The sequence below is a fragment of the Rheinheimera sp. B2H12 genome, assembly GCF_059620065.1.
Genome location: NZ_CM184363.1, coordinates 3,044,220 through 3,059,551 on the forward strand (window position 1 = coordinate 3,044,220; position 15,332 = coordinate 3,059,551).

11 protein-coding genes are annotated in these 15,332 nt (G+C 52.6%); 4 read left to right on the forward strand and 7 right to left on the reverse strand.

The annotated features are described in order from the left end of the window. Window positions 1-161: 161 nt before the first annotated feature. Together AC53GJ_RS13115 and AC53GJ_RS13120 are read left to right on the forward strand one after the other, a co-directional pair. Window positions 162-2,450 carry a sensor domain-containing diguanylate cyclase gene (locus AC53GJ_RS13115; protein WP_496728205.1) on the forward strand — a complete coding sequence of 763 codons (2,289 nt, stop codon included), beginning with the start codon at window positions 162-164 and terminating at the stop codon, window positions 2,448-2,450. Between the two features lie 84 nt (window positions 2,451-2,534). Continuing rightward, on the forward strand, window positions 2,535-3,953 hold the full coding sequence (locus AC53GJ_RS13120; protein WP_496728207.1) for an ADP-ribosylglycohydrolase family protein: 1,419 nt from the start codon (window positions 2,535-2,537) through the stop codon (window positions 3,951-3,953). Between the two features lie 76 nt (window positions 3,954-4,029). Here the strand turns inward: AC53GJ_RS13120 and AC53GJ_RS13125 are convergent, their stop codons facing one another. From AC53GJ_RS13125 to AC53GJ_RS13155, 7 genes are all read right to left on the reverse strand, one after another. Continuing rightward, window positions 4,030-5,487, reverse strand: coding sequence for a sugar porter family MFS transporter (locus AC53GJ_RS13125; protein ID WP_496728209.1), 1,458 nt, complete (start codon window positions 5,485-5,487; stop codon window positions 4,030-4,032). Window positions 5,488-5,686: 199 nt separating this feature from the next. After that, window positions 5,687-7,876 carry a catalase/peroxidase HPI gene (katG, locus tag AC53GJ_RS13130; RefSeq protein ID WP_496728211.1) on the reverse strand — a complete coding sequence of 730 codons (2,190 nt, stop codon included), beginning with the start codon at window positions 7,874-7,876 and terminating at the stop codon, window positions 5,687-5,689. A gap of 282 nt (window positions 7,877-8,158) precedes the next feature. Then, on the reverse strand, window positions 8,159-9,007 hold the full coding sequence (locus tag AC53GJ_RS13135; protein WP_496728213.1) for a TlpA family protein disulfide reductase: 849 nt from the start codon (window positions 9,005-9,007) through the stop codon (window positions 8,159-8,161). Between the two features lie 36 nt (window positions 9,008-9,043). Continuing rightward, window positions 9,044-9,442: a rhodanese-like domain-containing protein gene (locus tag AC53GJ_RS13140; RefSeq protein ID WP_496728215.1), complete on the reverse strand. Its 399-nt coding sequence runs from the start codon at window positions 9,440-9,442 to the stop codon at window positions 9,044-9,046. Window positions 9,443-9,468: 26 nt separating this feature from the next. Continuing rightward, window positions 9,469-10,485 (reverse strand): DUF2955 domain-containing protein, encoded by a 1,017-nt coding sequence (locus AC53GJ_RS13145; RefSeq protein ID WP_496728217.1) that lies wholly within the window; start codon window positions 10,483-10,485, stop codon window positions 9,469-9,471. A gap of 38 nt (window positions 10,486-10,523) precedes the next feature. After that, complete coding sequence (locus AC53GJ_RS13150) at window positions 10,524-11,588, reverse strand: HlyD family secretion protein (protein WP_496728218.1); 1,065 nt, start codon at window positions 11,586-11,588, stop codon at window positions 10,524-10,526. Then, window positions 11,578-12,054: a MarR family winged helix-turn-helix transcriptional regulator gene (locus tag AC53GJ_RS13155; RefSeq protein WP_496728220.1), complete on the reverse strand. Its 477-nt coding sequence runs from the start codon at window positions 12,052-12,054 to the stop codon at window positions 11,578-11,580. Before AC53GJ_RS13155 ends, AC53GJ_RS13150 begins: the two co-directional genes overlap by 11 nt. Before the next feature lie 173 nt (window positions 12,055-12,227). Between AC53GJ_RS13155 and AC53GJ_RS13160 the strand changes: the two genes are divergently transcribed. Both AC53GJ_RS13160 and AC53GJ_RS13165 read left to right on the forward strand, forming a co-directional pair. Continuing rightward, the gene (locus tag AC53GJ_RS13160) at window positions 12,228-13,022 is read left to right on the forward strand and encodes a substrate-binding periplasmic protein (protein WP_496728222.1); all 795 of its coding nucleotides are present in this window, start codon (window positions 12,228-12,230) and stop codon (window positions 13,020-13,022) included. Between the two features lie 129 nt (window positions 13,023-13,151). After that, a complete protein-coding gene (locus AC53GJ_RS13165; protein ID WP_496728224.1) occupies window positions 13,152-15,242 on the forward strand; it encodes a TonB-dependent receptor in 2,091 nt (696 codons plus the stop codon). Window positions 15,243-15,332 lie beyond the last annotated feature (90 nt).

Genomic DNA, 15,332 nt, shown 5'->3' on the forward strand with positions numbered 1-15,332 from the left:
CTGAAGCAGCAAACTGAGTTTCTTTGCGCACTTTTGACTCTTTTTAACCGCTGCCACTGGTAAGATAAACACCAACTGCTAACTTTGTACCTGAGCGACCGCCGATATCAATATTCTGGCGCGCTAAACCCTGTTCGCCCGCCGTTGTTACTGGATTTTTTATGCATGAGCAGTCACGACTTCAGATCATTGCCGATTTTGCGTTAGTTAAAGCACAAGAAGATCCAAGCCTCAGTGCCCTGCTGGCAGCATTGGCAACTTTATTTGACATGCCAATCGCACTGGTTTCCGTGATTGGCGAATATGAACAGTTTTTTAAAGGTCGGTATGGCCTGGCTGTCGATAGCACGCGCAAAGAGGATGCTTTTTGTCAGCATGTGGTCCAGCGCCAGCAACCGCTGGTGGTGGAAGATGCCAGCACTGATGCCACTTTTGCCGATAATCCGCTGGTGACAGGCGAACCCGGTATCCGCTTTTATGCCGGCGTGCCGCTGGTGTTGCAACAGATCACCGTCGGGGCTGTGTGTTTGATTGACCGTCAGCCCAGAACTATCACCGCCGCCCAACTGGCAGTACTCAACAACGTCAGTGCCCATGTCTCCCGCTATCTGGAGCTGCTGCGCGAGCATCTGCAATTACAGCAAGAACATAGCCTGATGGATAATTCGCCGGCTGTGTTGATGAAATGGCGACAGCAACGCGGTATGCAACTGAGTTATGTTTCAGCCAATATCGAAACCCTGTTCGGTTTGCCGCTGCAGGCATTACGCCAAAAAACGGCAATTTTTGAAGACTTTATCGACAATGCTGGCCTGAATGAATTTAACTTTCTGTTTAGTAATCATCATGCCGGCGTCAGTCGGGGTGAAACACATTTTCAGCTCAAAACGCCACGACAAAAAAATTATTGGGTCAAACTCATCACCAAAGCATTTTTTAGCGACGATGGCAGGCTGGACGCCGTGCACGCCATGCTGATCGACCACACCGCCAATAAATATATCGAACAAAAACTGACGGACACCAATCAGCAAATGCGATTATTGCTGGAAGCTTCAGGACTGGGCACCTGGGATTGGCACTTGCCATCCGACACCAACAAAGTCAACCAACGCTGGTGCGAGATGATTGGTGTCGATTATGAATTATTTGACTCTGGCAGTCAGTTCTGGCGGCAGTTGGTACATCCGGCTGATATCGGCAGGATTGAGCAAGAGTTGGCACAACATATGGCCGGCGACATGGCGGTCTTTAATACCAGCTACCGCATGCGCCATGCGCTGGGACATTGGGTATGGCTGGAAACTTACGGCAAAATAGTGGAACGTGACTCGCTCGGTAACCCGATCCGACTGGCCGGCACCCACCGCGATATCACCTATAAAAAAGAAGCAGAACTGCTGGAAACCAAACAACGGCAGTTGCTTAGTTTTATTAATAAAGCCCAGGCCGTGTATTTGCAGGGCCATGATTTATCCGCCGCTTGTCGCGAAATTATGCCGGAACTGACCGATATCGCTGACAGTCAGTTTGCTTTTATCGGCCAAATGCAGCGCAGTGAGGGACGACAACGACTTTATATTCATGCCATTACCGAAATAGCTTGGAATGCGCAAAGTGATCAACTGGTGGCCCTCTATCAGCAACGACAGTTGTATTTTGAAAATTTCGATAACTTGTTTGGCCAGGTCATTACCAGCCAGCAACTGGTATTGAGCAACGATCCAGCACAACATCCGGCAGCCCGCGGTACACCCAAAGGTCATCCGAAAATTTTCCGTTTCATGGGCTTACCGATCAAACTCAAAGGTGAACTGGTCGGCATGATTGGGCTGGCCAATAAATTCGCCGATTACAGCAGTGAAGATGCCCGTTTTTTACAGCCGCTCACCGATGCCCTGGCAGGGTTGTATTACGCAGTGGAACTGGAAGAAGCGCGACATAAAGCCGAGGCACAACTGAAAAACCTGGCGATGACAGATCCACTGACCGGTATCCCGAACCGGCGGGCCTTTATCGAACACTGCGCTATGCTGAAAAACTCACCATTTGGCTATGTGCTGGCCATCCTCGATATCGACCACTTTAAGCAAGTGAATGACCGCTATGGCCATGCCGCCGGCGATGAAGTGATCAAACTCGTCAGTCATTTATTGCAGCAACAACTCCGCTCAGACGATTATTGCGCCAGACTCGGCGGGGAAGAATTTGCAATTTTAATTGAAAAAACTGAGATTGATACCGCCAACTTACTGCTGGAGAACCTCAGGCTGATGGTGGCGGAAAACATTTGTCAGTTCGAGCAACAACAAATCAAGGTCACCGTCAGCATTGGCGCCCGTTATGTACCGGCCGAGGAGCAGGAAGATCTGAATAAACAGATGTCCGAAGCAGATCAGGCCTTGTACCTGGCCAAAGATAATGGTCGCAACTGCCTGATGTGGTTTTAGCTTTCGCCAGCACAGCACAAACTTGACAGCAGCAACAGACTGCTGCAGTCTGGCCACAATGTAAGCGCTTGCAAGGGATTTCAAATGGCTCTTTCCAGTTTAGGCTTGCTGCTGAGCCTCGTTACGGCACAACCATTAGCACCAACACCACCAGCGGCAACACCTGCTCTCACCCCGCCACCTACAGCACAAAGTGCCCAGGCCAGTTGCCAGGCGCCCAAGGGCATGCTGGCCATATCCCGCTCGCACTACCAAGCGCAGTTACAAGGTTTTTGGCTTGGGCTGAGTATTGGCAACTGGACTGGGTTGATCACCGAGATGGACAAGATTGGTGGTGCAGGTGCCAGCGGTCAGTTTTATCGGCGTACCGACTGGGGCGGCCCTGACCAGCCCAGTATCTGGGGTCAGGGTATTCCCAGCGAGTTGTCCAAAGTGATCGATTGGTATCTGGTGCAAGAGCCGCAGGCCTGGGGCTCTGATGATGACAGTGATATTGAATATATCTATCTGCAACTGATGCATCGGTTAAAACAGCCGTTACTCAATGCAGAGCAAATCCGCGCTGGCTGGCTGAGCCATATTTATACCGATCAGCAGACGCCACATCGGAATAAAGAAGGACAGCCAGAAAACTTTTTATGGGTGTCCAATCAGCAGGCCTTTGATTTGATGCAACAAGGTTTGCTACCCCCTTTCACCGGCATGGCCGCTTTTAATCCACATTACGATATGATTGATGCGCAGCTGACCACTGAGCTGTTTGGGGCTTTGGCACCGGCCAGACCAGACATCGCCTTGCAACTGGGTTATTTACCAACGCACACCACGGCGGCGGCAGAAGCGGCCGATATCGCTGCTTTTTATCAGTATTTACATGCCATTGTGGCGCAGCGCGCTGGCAACATGCCGCTCAAAACCCAAATGCTGCAGTGGGCTGATCAGGCAAGTACCATCCTGCCTGCCAATCAATATCCGGCCAAAATGTATCAGTGGGTGAAAGCCCAATATCTGGCCGGACTGAGTTGGGAGCAAACCCGCGATGATTTGTACCGTCGTTATCAACTGGAACAGCAGGATGGTTATCAGATCAGCGCGAAGCAGTTGTACTGCAATGGTTGTTTTGCCGCTGGGATCAACTTTGCTGCCAGCCTGATCAGCTATTTTTATGGCGCCGGTGATATGCAACAAACACTGAAAATTGCCGTGCTGGCGGGTTGGGATTCGGATAATCCGGCCGCAACCTGGGGCGGGCTCTATGGTTTAATTCTTGGTAAAAACGGTATTGAACAACTGTACGGTCAAGCCCTGTCGGACCGCTTTTTTATTCATCGCACCCGCCAGGGTTTTGCCAACAAGGGCATGGCTAGTTTTCACAACATGGCAAAACAAGGCGTCGAAATTATTGATGTCGTGGTCAAAGACCACGCCAGGGGGCAGCGCAGTCCGGACGGCAACTGCTGGTTTATCCCGCCACAGCCGCTGTCGCCAGTTCAAACCAAATAACAACAAAGGGCTGAGCGCGACCAGGCTGAGTTCAACCCTTTGCTCAGCCCTTTGCTCAGCCTTTGGTTTAGCCGCGTTACATCGACTCCAGTTTTTTGCCGCGGGTTTCGGTGACAAAACGCCAGACAAAAAAGATGCTGATAAAAGCCGATAAAGTATAAAAACCATAAGCACCGGCCAGACCGACACTACTGAGTAACATCGGAAAGGTCATGCTAATGGCAAAATTAGCCAGCCACTGCGCACTGGCAGCCACAGCTAAAGCCGCGCCACGGATCCGGTTATTAAAAATCTCCCCCAGCAGCACCCACACCACAGGCCCCCAACTGATACCAAAAAACACCACAAACAAATTGGCCATCCACAGCGCCAGTGTGCCCATATCTGCACTCAGCGCCAATTTACCATTGTCGGCAAAACCAGCATTGGCAAAAATCAGCGTCAGGGCGCCGAGCGTCAGTGCCATGCCGACACTGCCAATCAGCAGCAATGGTTTGCGGCCTATTTTATCGATCAGCGCGATGGCAATAAAGGTGGACACAATATTGGTGGTGCCTGCCAGCACATTAATAAATAACGACTCAGATTCGGCAAAACCGGCCGCCTGCCACAGCTCAGCGCCGTAATAAAACACCACATTGATGCCGACAAACTGTTGGAATACCGACAGCGCAATACCAACCCATAACACCGGATGCAGTTTGCCGGTGCCGCTGATGAACAAATCACGCAGGCCACGACTGGCTTCGCCGGTTAAAGATTGTTGCACTTCCTGAATTTGGCTGACTGCTGCTTGCTGTTGTGCGGTGTTGAGCACACCGGCCCCAGCGCCGCTGATGCGGACAAACACCGCCTGGGCTTGAGCGGATTGGCCCTTTGCCACCAGAAAACGCGGCGATTCCGGAATAAAAAATACCCCGAGAAAAAATAACAAGGCCGGCACTAATTCGACCCAGAACATCCAACGCCAGGCCGGGATCTCCAGCCAAAACAGCGCCTGCGCACCGCCCGCCACCGATGCAATCAGATAATTACTGACAAAAGCCGCAAATAACCCCAGCACAATCGCCAGTTGTTGCAAAGTTGCCAGCCGACCGCGTAAATGCGCCGGCGCGACTTCAGCGATATAAGCCGGAGCCAGCACCGAAGCGGCGCCAATGCCAAGACCGCCAAATACCCGGTACAAAATAAAAGCAGTGGCAGATTGGGCATCACCCGAGCCCCAGGCGCTAATAGCAAAGACCAGCGCCGTGATAATCATCACTGGCTTGCGACCATATTTATCCGCCAGTGGTCCGGCAATCAGCGCGCCAACAGCACAGCCTAATAACACTGAGGCAACATTAAAGCCGGTTGCAACTGAGTCGGATTGAAAGGCCTGGCTCAGGGCCGTCACAGTGCCATTGATAACCCCTGAATCAAAGCCGAATAAAAAGCCACCGAGCGCCGCGATGGCCGAGATAAAAAACACATAAACTGAAGTACCGCTTTCACCACTGTTGATGCTGGCTGGGGTATTTGATGTTGTGACCATGTCATTCCTTAGGCGCGTGACAGAATTTCTGGAACAGGCAGCACACCGTGCCTCTGCGCAATTGCTGCATTAGTCTGTTGGGGTAAAACCGCCATCGCAATCTGATAGATGGTTTGCAGCAATGGTATAGCGACAAAACAACGGGCTGAGCGCACTGAAACTTGTTCAGCAGGCCCAGCCCCACAGTACCAGGCAAGTATTACTTCAGATCAAACCGATCCGCATGCATAATTTTGCTCCAGATCCGGCCAAATTCATGGACGAATTTCTCTTTCGCATCCTGCTGGGCATAAACTTCGGCGTAAGCGCGCAGCACCGAGTTCGAGCCAAATACCAGATCAACCCGGGTGGCGGTCCATTTTACCTGGCCACTGTCGCGATCGATAATTTGATACAAATTGCGCCCGACCGGTTGCCAGCGATTGGCCATATCCAGCAGATTGACAAAGAAGTCGGTGCTGAGCACGCCAGGTGTATCGGTAAAGACACCATGCGCAGTCCCACCATAGTTGGTGCCGAGCATCCGCATGCCGCCGAGCAATACCGTCATTTCATGCGCGGTTAACCCCAGTAACTGTGCTTTATCCAGCATCAGCTCTTCCGGTTGCACCTGATAATCCTGTTTTAACCAGTTGCGAAAGGCATCATGCACAGGTTCTAACACCGCAAAAGATTCAACATCCGTCTGCTCAGGCAGCGCGTCACCACGACCCGGTGCAAAAGGCAGACTCAGGCTGACACCAGCAGCCTTGGCTGCTTGTTCTACGGCCGCTGTGCCACCGAGCACAATTAAATCTGCCAGACTGACCGGTGTGGTCAAGCTTGCCTGCAGCTTGGTCAGCGCCGTCAGCACTTTTTGTAACCGCTCCGGTTCATTACCCGGCCAGTCTTTTTGCGGCGCCAGCCGGATGCGGGCACCATTGGCCCCGCCACGGTAATCTGAGCCACGGAAGGTACGGGCACTGTCCCAGGCGGTACTGACTAACTCGGCCACCGACAATCCTGTTGCCAGAATTTTGGTTTTTAAATCAGCAATTTCAGCATCGGTCAGGCAATAACTGACGCTCGGGACAGGGTCTTGCCAAATCAAATCTTCCGCCGGTACATCGGCACCTAAATAACGGCTTTTTGGCCCCAAATCACGGTGGGTCAGCTTAAACCAGGCACGGGCAAACACGTCAGAGAAATAGGCCGGATCGGCATAAAACTTCTCAGAAATTTTGCGATACTCAGGGTCCATTTTCAGCGCCATATCGGCATCTGTCATCATCGGGTTACAACGGATCGATGGATCTTCCACATCAACCGGTTTGTCTTGCTCTTTAATATCAACCGGTTCCCATTGCCAGGCACCGGCCGGGCTTTTGGTCAGTTGCCAGTCGTAGCTCAGTAACAGATAAAAATAACCATTATCCCACTGTGTTGGATGGGTGGTCCAGGCGCCTTCAATGCCACTGGTGACGGTATCGCGGCCAATGCCTCTGGCTTGCTGATTGATCCAGCCAAAGCCCTGCTCACTCAAATCCGCCCCTTCCGGTGCCGGGCCTAAATTTGCTGCATTGCCATTGCCATGAGCTTTACCCACGGTATGACCGCCTGCGGTCAAGGCCACAGTTTCTTCATCATCCATGGCCATTCTGGCAAAAGTCACCCGCATATCCTGCGCTGTTTTCAGCGGATCCGGGTTACCGTCTACCCCTTCCGGGTTGACATAAATCAGCCCCATCATCACAGCCGCCAGCGGGTTTTCCAAATCGCGCTCGCCGCTGTAACGACTGCCTTTACCACCTGAAGGCGCCAGCCACTCTTGCTCCGAACCCCAATAAATATCTTTTTCCGGATGCCAGATATCTTCGCGGCCACCAGCAAAACCAAAGGTTTTCAGACCCATAGATTCATAAGCCATATTGCCGGCAAGGATCATCAAATCGGCCCAGGACAGTTTGTTGCCATATTTTTGTTTGATCGGCCATAGCAGGCGGCGGGCTTTGTCGAGGTTACCGTTATCCGGCCAGCTATTGAGTGGGGCAAAACGCTGATTGCCGGTTCCGGCGCCACCGCGGCCATCCGCAATCCGGTAGGTGCCTGCTGAGTGCCAGGCCATCCGGATCATCAAACCACCATAATGACCCCAGTCGGCAGGCCACCAGCTCTGGCTTTGTGTCATCAGGGCTTTCAGATCAGTTTTGACTGCCGCCAAATCAAGGCTTAAAAAAGCTTCGGCGTAGTTAAAATCGGCACCAAGCGGGTTGGTTTTTTGGTCATGCTGGTGCAGGATGTCTAGATTTAATGCCTTCGGCCACCAATGCATAGTTGCGGCCTGACTGGCGTTGCTGTTGGCACCGTGCATCACCGGGCATTTGCCTGCGCCTGAATGGGTTTGATCCATAGTGTAAATCCTCTTTGTGCTGCACTTAAATGCAGTCTGGGTCTGCTGAAATCGTCTGCCATGATTCGTTTCAGGTACTGATTTGACACAAAAACATGGCCGAACTGGGTCTGTCAGTTAAGATAGTCGTTAAAATATATGAACTAAATCAATTTAAATAGCAAAGAGTTATCGCTTAAATCGATTAGGAGAAGGCAAACCAGGCAGTCCGATGCTATTTTTGCCGTCAGTAGCGCCAGGTTGCCGCTTTATTAAAGCCGCTTTGGCAGGAACCGCAAGCTGCTAACGAGGATTAGAATTTGCGGTGGAGCTGGCCCCGGCGCGAAAAGATGCCAGCTTCGCCGCCAATTGCGCTTTGGATAACAGCCCGGCATGACCATCCACCAGGTTGCCCTGCTGGTCATAAATCAAGGTTAATGGTAACGCCTGTTGCCCCAGCCAGCGGCCAAACTGCCGGTTTGGATCCAGCCACACTTGTTGAAACTGCAATTGTTGTTGCTGCAAAAATTGCGTGACTTCGGCCGCAGTTTCGCCCTGATTGAGCAAAATAAACTGCCCTTGCGGATACTCAGCCTGACTTTGCATCAGCAATGGCATCTCGGCACGACAAGGCGGACACCAGCTAGCCCATAAATTCACCACAGTAAAAGCCGCTTTGCGCTGCGCTAAGAACCCGGATAATTGTTGTTCCTCGCCAGACAAAGTCTGAAAATGGTAACCGGGAGCCCCGGTTGGCAGCGGATAATAATGCCGGTACAGGGCAAAACTGCCAGCCACCCACAGCAGCACCAGCGGCAAACCAAGCCACAACAAGGCTCTGGCCTGGCGCTGTTGATAGCCGTATTGCAGCAGTAATAAGCTAAGCACCAGCATAAAACTATGGCCATCAAAACCACGATCCCGGATATCCAGCAGTTGCCACCAGTCGGCTTGATAAGCGCCGAGGTGCTGCAGGATAAACACCAGTCTGGACAGTAATAGACTCAGCAGCAAGCGCACTAATAGCGCATCGCTAAAGCCAGGCACTGCCGGACGTTTTAATTTATTGAGCAAGCTAAGTAAAAGCCAGCTACTGAGCAGCAATAAGGGTAATAACGGCAAGCTGAAGCCAGCCAGAGTGATAGTTTCCATCAGATGTGTTTGCTGCTGGTTGCCACCACCACCGACTCAGGACTCCACCGGATAACCGGCATCCAGCCAGGCCTGAAACCCACCCTGCACTGAAAACACCTGAGTAAATCCCATCTGTTGCAGACTTTGTGCCGCCAATGCCGAGCGGGCACCGGAGCGACAAATCAGATACAGCGGCTGCTCAGCGAGCGCCTGTAACGCCTGCTGGCTGTCACATTGTGCGGCCACGGCCGGATGCTGGTGTAATTTCATTTCCAGTACGCCACGCGGTAAATTCAGCGCGCGGTCGATATGACTTTGGCTAAATTCTTCCGGCTCCCGCACATCAATCAACCGGCTGTGGTGATCCTGCAGCAGGCTAAACAGCTGTTGCACTGTGATTTCCCGGATCTGGCTTTTAGCGGCCGCGACCAGTTGTTGGGCAGAAATAATCATACAATTGTCCTTCTGGGATGTCCTGGTTAGGCTTTCACCACCGGCATTTTTTGTGGCTGTATGGCCGGTAACCAGCGATAAAAACAACTGACCAGCAGCAGCGTCAACAGCACAGCGACCGTCACTGAGCTAATCCGGTATAAGGCACTGTACATTAAATCCTGATCCGGTTTCAGATACTGGCCAAAAATAATTGCCATGGTGGTCATGCCACCAAAAGCCACGCCTGAGCCTGGACCTTCCAACAGTTGGGCGCGGGCAAACAGCAACATACCAATAAAAAACGCCAGCATCGTCAGCGGCAAATGTTGATAGTTATCGTACAGCAACAACTGCACTGCAATAGCATAAGCGGATCCCAGTAACACGCCGGCAGCGCGTTTTAAACCCGCCTGGATAATACCGCTAAAACTGAGCGGCAACAGGATCAGAATACTGCTGGCTTGCGCTGACAATGAATCCTGTAAGTCCAGCAATTGAAAGCAAATAAAGGACATTGTTGCTAACAACGCCGCCACCAGGCTTTGTTGTTGTTGCTCGGCAACACTTTTCGCCGGCGGCAATTGCAGCGGAGTCTCTGGTAACGGAAAAAGGCTGAGCATCAGACCACAAATCAGCAATGCCAGCAGCACCGCGAGCAGCGCGTTACTGAGCATCTGGCCAGGGTCCATCGCAGGATAACTGGCAAAATGCAGAAAAATACTGCCGTTGATAATAGCGATCGCCGCAAACACAAAATAACTGCCTTGCGCCATCAGCCGGAATAACCAGAGAAAATAGCCAAACACCAGCAAGGTCATCAACACACTCAGAGCACCGAGCCAGCTGTACAGCAACACCATAGCCCCAGCCAACAGATTGGCACTGAGGTATTGCAGAATGACAAAAGGTGTCAAGCGTGGGATCAGCCCCAGCAATAACACCGGGCTAATCACAAAAAATACGCCCCACTGATCAGAATTAGTCAGCTTGGCCAGCAACAGCGCCAGACTGGCACCAAAGGCCAGTCGCAGCACGCGGTTAAAAGGATGGGCTTTGAACATCTGAGCTCCGTCGGTCGGTCGTCACCACAAGGGCCGGCTTAATATACATAATGCAGCAGACTAATCAGCCGGATCTGACTGCGCGCCAGCGCACTGAGCAGCGCATTGTCGGCTGGCAACAGTTGGACTGTGGCTTTGGAGCCGACCACTAAAGACGGCGGCATTTGTTCTGCCATCGCCAGATTGACCTTCAGCCGCTGCGCATCCCGCACCCAGCGACTGCTGCTGTCGGCTTTGGCAAGTTGCCCATCCGGGCTGCGTTGGCCACTGGCGACCCCGGCATCAATATCCCGCACCAAAGCGCTAAACACTTGACCTGGCAAGGCATCATAGGTAATGAGGGCCTGGGTGCCCTGTTTGACATGCAGCAGACTTTTTTCCCGAAATAACGCGCTGATCCAGCTTTGTTGCGCCGATACCAGCGCCACTGTCGGTTGCTGTGCTGATAAATTAGTCCCCACTTCCAGCTGCAGATCGCTGACAATACCGGCGACATCGGCGTAAACCCTGGTGCGTGCTAACGCCAGTTTCGCCAGTGCCAGCTGATTGCGGGCCTGTTTGATTTGCACCAGCTCTTCCGAGGGTAGCCCCAGCTCTGCTTCCAGTTGATTTAATTCCGCCGTGCTGGCCTGCAACCGGGCTTTGGCTTGCAACACTGCAGTCTGGCTTTGATCCAGCAATTGTTTGGCGATCAGTTTTTGCTGATAGAGCTGATGATAACGCCGATCTTCCCGCTGCAGATCCTCCAGCGCTAACCGGCTTTGCTCTACTCTGGCGGCGGCACTTTGCAGCCCGGCCGATAACTGGCGGTTTTGCTGTAAACTCTGCTGCAGCTGTAATTCTGCCAGCTCCACTTTTAACTGATAATCAGTGGGATCCAGTTCAAATAATAAATCGCCCCGTTCAACCGACTGATTATTCTGCACTGCGACCGAGACCACCCGACCTGACACTTGCGGCGCCACTTGCACCACAAAACGTTGCACCTGACTGTCGGTGGTCACCGGCAGATACAGATCAGCCAGGATGTAATAGGCAAACACGGCGACAAAAAGTGCCAGTGTGGCCTTGATCCAATGGCTAAATAATTGTTCAGCGTTCATGCTGCGACTCCGATTTACTATCTTGCGGCTGTTTGGCCACTTGTTGCAGTTGTGCCGCCTGTTGCAGCACTAAATCTAACAGCTGCGGCAACAGCTGTTGCTGCTCTTCGGTTAAGTTAGCCAGCAATTGTTGCTGCAGTAACTGGCGCTGCTGATGAATACTCTGCACCAATGGCGCTGCCGCTGGTTGCAATTGCAGCACTTTTTGCCGTCGGTCATGCGGCGACGGACAACGGGCAATCAATTGCATTTTTTCCAACTGATCCAGCACCGGCACCAGCGAAGGCGTTTCCACCCCTAAAAATTTCGCCAGTTCGGTTTGGGTCACGCCCTGATATTCCGCGATATAGGCCAGCGCAATGCCAGAGCTTTGCGTCAGTCCGAGACTGAGCAATTGTTTATCCAGTAAACAGCGCCATTGCCGCGACAGCAGATGAATTTGTAGCCCTATACTTTGAAAACTCATTATTCACCAACTAATAATTAGGAAACTAACTATATTATGCAGCCAGAGCACCCGACTGACAAGTAAAAATTACCATCACCGGCAAACAAGGAACCTGGGCGCTGTAAAGATCCTCGCACAGTTATGGCACACTCACTTGTCAAACTCAGTGAAAATCCTTATGCTTCAAAGCTATGCAACTTCGAATCAGCCTTGGCTTACAAGCCGTCTTACTTCCGCTGCTGCTGTGGCAACCCGCAGCCGCCGAGCCACGTCTGCGCTGGTGTCTGGACCATTTTCCCGGTATGCATGAATTTCTGCCCGGCCAAAAATCACCCAGCGGCCCTTCAGTGCAAATGATGCAACAATTGGCCAAACGCAGTGGTTTTGTGCTGGAGATCAGCCCACAAACCCCCAGCAGCCGCTGTATCCGAGAACTCGGTAACGGCAGCAGTGACCTGATGGTGAATTTGCTGTACAGCAAAAAAACGGCGCAGCAGGTATATTTGCTCAGATTTGGCGGCCGCTGGCCAGATCGGATTTATCTGGCGGCGCAGGATCAGCGGCAGTTGACGCAGGTTGCCGCCCTCAATCAAATGACACTGACCACGGTGCGCAATTACGGTGTACACCCTAAAATGCAGCCGGTACTGGCGGCTTTACCAAAGAGCCAATGGCAACCCGCAGCGACAGTGCAGTTGGCACTGCAAATGGTCAGCAAAGGCCGGGTTGATGCCGCCATTTTACCGCCCTCTCAGGTCAAACGTGTTTTTGAGCAACAGCCCGAGCTGGCCAGCCAGATCCGTGAAGTGCAGTTTCCGCTCACCATCCTCGAACCCCAGGATGTGTTTGTAGGTTTTTCTCGCCATAGTAAATACCCAGAGCTAAAACAGGTGCTCGAGCAACAGCTCAGTGCCATGCAACAAGATGGCAGTTTGGCGCTGTTACTCGGCAACAAAATGATCTTTACACCAGCGCCAGTCCAGTAACCCGGTCGCGCTATTGCCTTGAAAACGCTTGCTAAATAACCTGCTGCGACAATTTGCCGCATCGGCCTGCATCATCGGTTATGGGACAATAACAGCCATCTTTACTTTCGTTTTCAAGGCTGTGTTGACATGCAATTGTTTCGTTTATCCCTCTTCACGCTGGCTTGCCTGCCGGCATGGTCTCAGGCGGCGCCGCTGGCAGCGACTGTTGCCGCAAATGCGACCGCTGAACGCTCGCTGGAACGTTTAACCGTGTTTGGTCAGCGCCAGAACGACCAGTTTGGCAGTAAATCAGGCATTGCCCTCGCGAAGCTGCCGCAAAGTGTGCAGCTATTAAATGTCACTGAGCTGCGTGCCCAGGGCCGGCAATCCGTCGGCGAGTTATTACTCAATGTGCCAAGCGCTAATGCCGGTTATTCGCGGGTTGGCCCTTATCAGTCCTATAGTATTAAAATTCGCGGCTTTGGTGCCGATCAGCTCAGAAACGGCATGCGCCAGCGTTATTACGAAGATATTGATCCATCGGCGCTACACAATATCGAACGGGTCGAAGTGCTGAAAGGTCCCTCCGGCGTCTTGTACGGCCAGTCTGCCGTGGGCGGCGTGATTAATTTAGTCAGTAAAACACCGGGGCCGGATCACGCTGGCAGCAGCGCTCTGACACTCGGCAGCCATGCGCAAAAAATTGCCAATGCCGATTATAGTTTCAGCGCTGGCGACCAGGTGCAGGCGCGCCTGAGCGCTGAAATCGAGCGCTCCAATACCTTTGTCAGCAGACAACCGATTGACCGCAATCATTTTTCTCTGACATTGCAGCACCAGTGGACTGAAACCGCCACCGGTCATTTGCTGGCTGAATATATCCGCCGCGACAGCAAACGCCATGCTGGTTTACCTGTCTCTGTGGTATTGCCAGAGCAAGATCAGGAGCTGCTGGACGCTGGCAGTCAGTTCGGCGAACCGGCCTTTACCGATCTGAGTTCTTTTGCGCCGCTGTATCAGTACTGGCTGGATATCCGGCTCAATGACAACTGGACTTTAACGCCAAGACTGCAATATCAGGAATTTAACACGGTGTTTGGTCAGGTGAATTTACGGGCCCCGCTCAAAGATCAGCCTACCCTTATTAACCGCACCGGCCGGCATGGCCGCGAAGATGATGATTATAAAATCGCCCAGCTGGATTTAACCGGTACTTTGTCCACAGGTGCAATTGAACACCAACTGCTGCTTGGTTACGAAGGTGCCTGGGAACGTGGCCGTTTTATTCAGTCCAATATCCGCGCTGGCAGCCTGGCCGCTATCGATGTACGCCAACCGGTTTATCAATATGACAGCAAAGCGCCGCTGCTGGATTTTGCCTTTGATAACGCGTATCTGCTGGATTCCGATGCCTGGGTGTTGCAGGATCAATTAAAGCTCACTGAGCAATGGCAACTGATCGGCGCCGTCCGTTATACCGAAAGTCAGGCTGGCAGCGGTCCGTGGCAGAGCAGCATTGAGATGATCCCGGTGTCTTCCACCATCTGGCAACTGGGCATGACCTATCAGCTCACTGAGCACTGGACACTGTTTAGCGGCCATAACACTGGTTTTGATTTAGAAAGCAGCGCCGCTTCCCGCAGCCGCAGCGGCCAGCCGCTGGCGCCGGAAGAATCGGCCCAGCAGGAACTGGGGCTGCGTTTTGCCGGCAGCACAGTCAATGCCAGCCTGGCGCTGTTTCGCATCGAGCGGTTGAACGCGCTGACGGCGGATCCGGTCGATGCTGATTTTAGTGTCAATAGCGGCGAGCAGCAGGTTAATGGCATCGAAATTGAAGGTAACTGGCAACTGGGGGCCCAGCTGCGGTTGCAAGCGGGGTATGCCTATATGGATGGCGAAGTCACCGCCTCCAATGATGATGATCTGGGTCGACGCTTAGGCGATTTAGCCCGGCATCGGCTGAACCTGGCAGCCAACTGGCAAGTCAACGAGCAATGGTCAGCCTTTGTGCAAGGCAATTACAGCAGCGGCCGGCCACTGACCACCACATCGAACTGGCAACTGGATGGCTATCGTTTATTAAGCACCGGTCTGCGTTACCAGCAACCACAATGGTCAGCCCAACTGGCGGTGAATAACCTGCTCAATGAGCACTATTACACCGCCTCCGGCAACGCCTTTGTGGTCTACGCCGGTGAACCGCAACAGCTGAGTTTACAACTGCAGTATCAGTGGTAACAAAAACAACAGGCCGGGACTGTCCGGCCGGTTGCTCGCGCCACCGCAGTGACCTTGCACTGCTGTGCTGCGCTGGCAAGCCGGATCTAT

Coding starts and splice junctions, on each gene's coding strand:
- AC53GJ_RS13150 (WP_496728218.1), bottom strand. CDS start 11,588: ATGAACGCTGAACAATTATTTAGCCATTGGATCAAGGCCACACTGGCA.
- AC53GJ_RS13120 (WP_496728207.1), top strand. CDS start 2,535: ATGGCTCTTTCCAGTTTAGGCTTGCTGCTGAGCCTCGTTACGGCACAA.
- AC53GJ_RS13160 (WP_496728222.1), top strand. CDS start 12,228: ATGCAACTTCGAATCAGCCTTGGCTTACAAGCCGTCTTACTTCCGCTG.
- katG (WP_496728211.1), bottom strand. CDS start 7,876: ATGGATCAAACCCATTCAGGCGCAGGCAAATGCCCGGTGATGCACGGT.
- AC53GJ_RS13165 (WP_496728224.1), top strand. CDS start 13,152: ATGCAATTGTTTCGTTTATCCCTCTTCACGCTGGCTTGCCTGCCGGCA.
- AC53GJ_RS13115 (WP_496728205.1), top strand. CDS start 162: ATGCATGAGCAGTCACGACTTCAGATCATTGCCGATTTTGCGTTAGTT.
- AC53GJ_RS13135 (WP_496728213.1), bottom strand. CDS start 9,007: ATGGAAACTATCACTCTGGCTGGCTTCAGCTTGCCGTTATTACCCTTA.
- AC53GJ_RS13145 (WP_496728217.1), bottom strand. CDS start 10,485: ATGTTCAAAGCCCATCCTTTTAACCGCGTGCTGCGACTGGCCTTTGGT.
- AC53GJ_RS13125 (WP_496728209.1), bottom strand. CDS start 5,487: ATGGTCACAACATCAAATACCCCAGCCAGCATCAACAGTGGTGAAAGC.
- AC53GJ_RS13140 (WP_496728215.1), bottom strand. CDS start 9,442: ATGATTATTTCTGCCCAACAACTGGTCGCGGCCGCTAAAAGCCAGATC.
- AC53GJ_RS13155 (WP_496728220.1), bottom strand. CDS start 12,054: ATGAGTTTTCAAAGTATAGGGCTACAAATTCATCTGCTGTCGCGGCAA.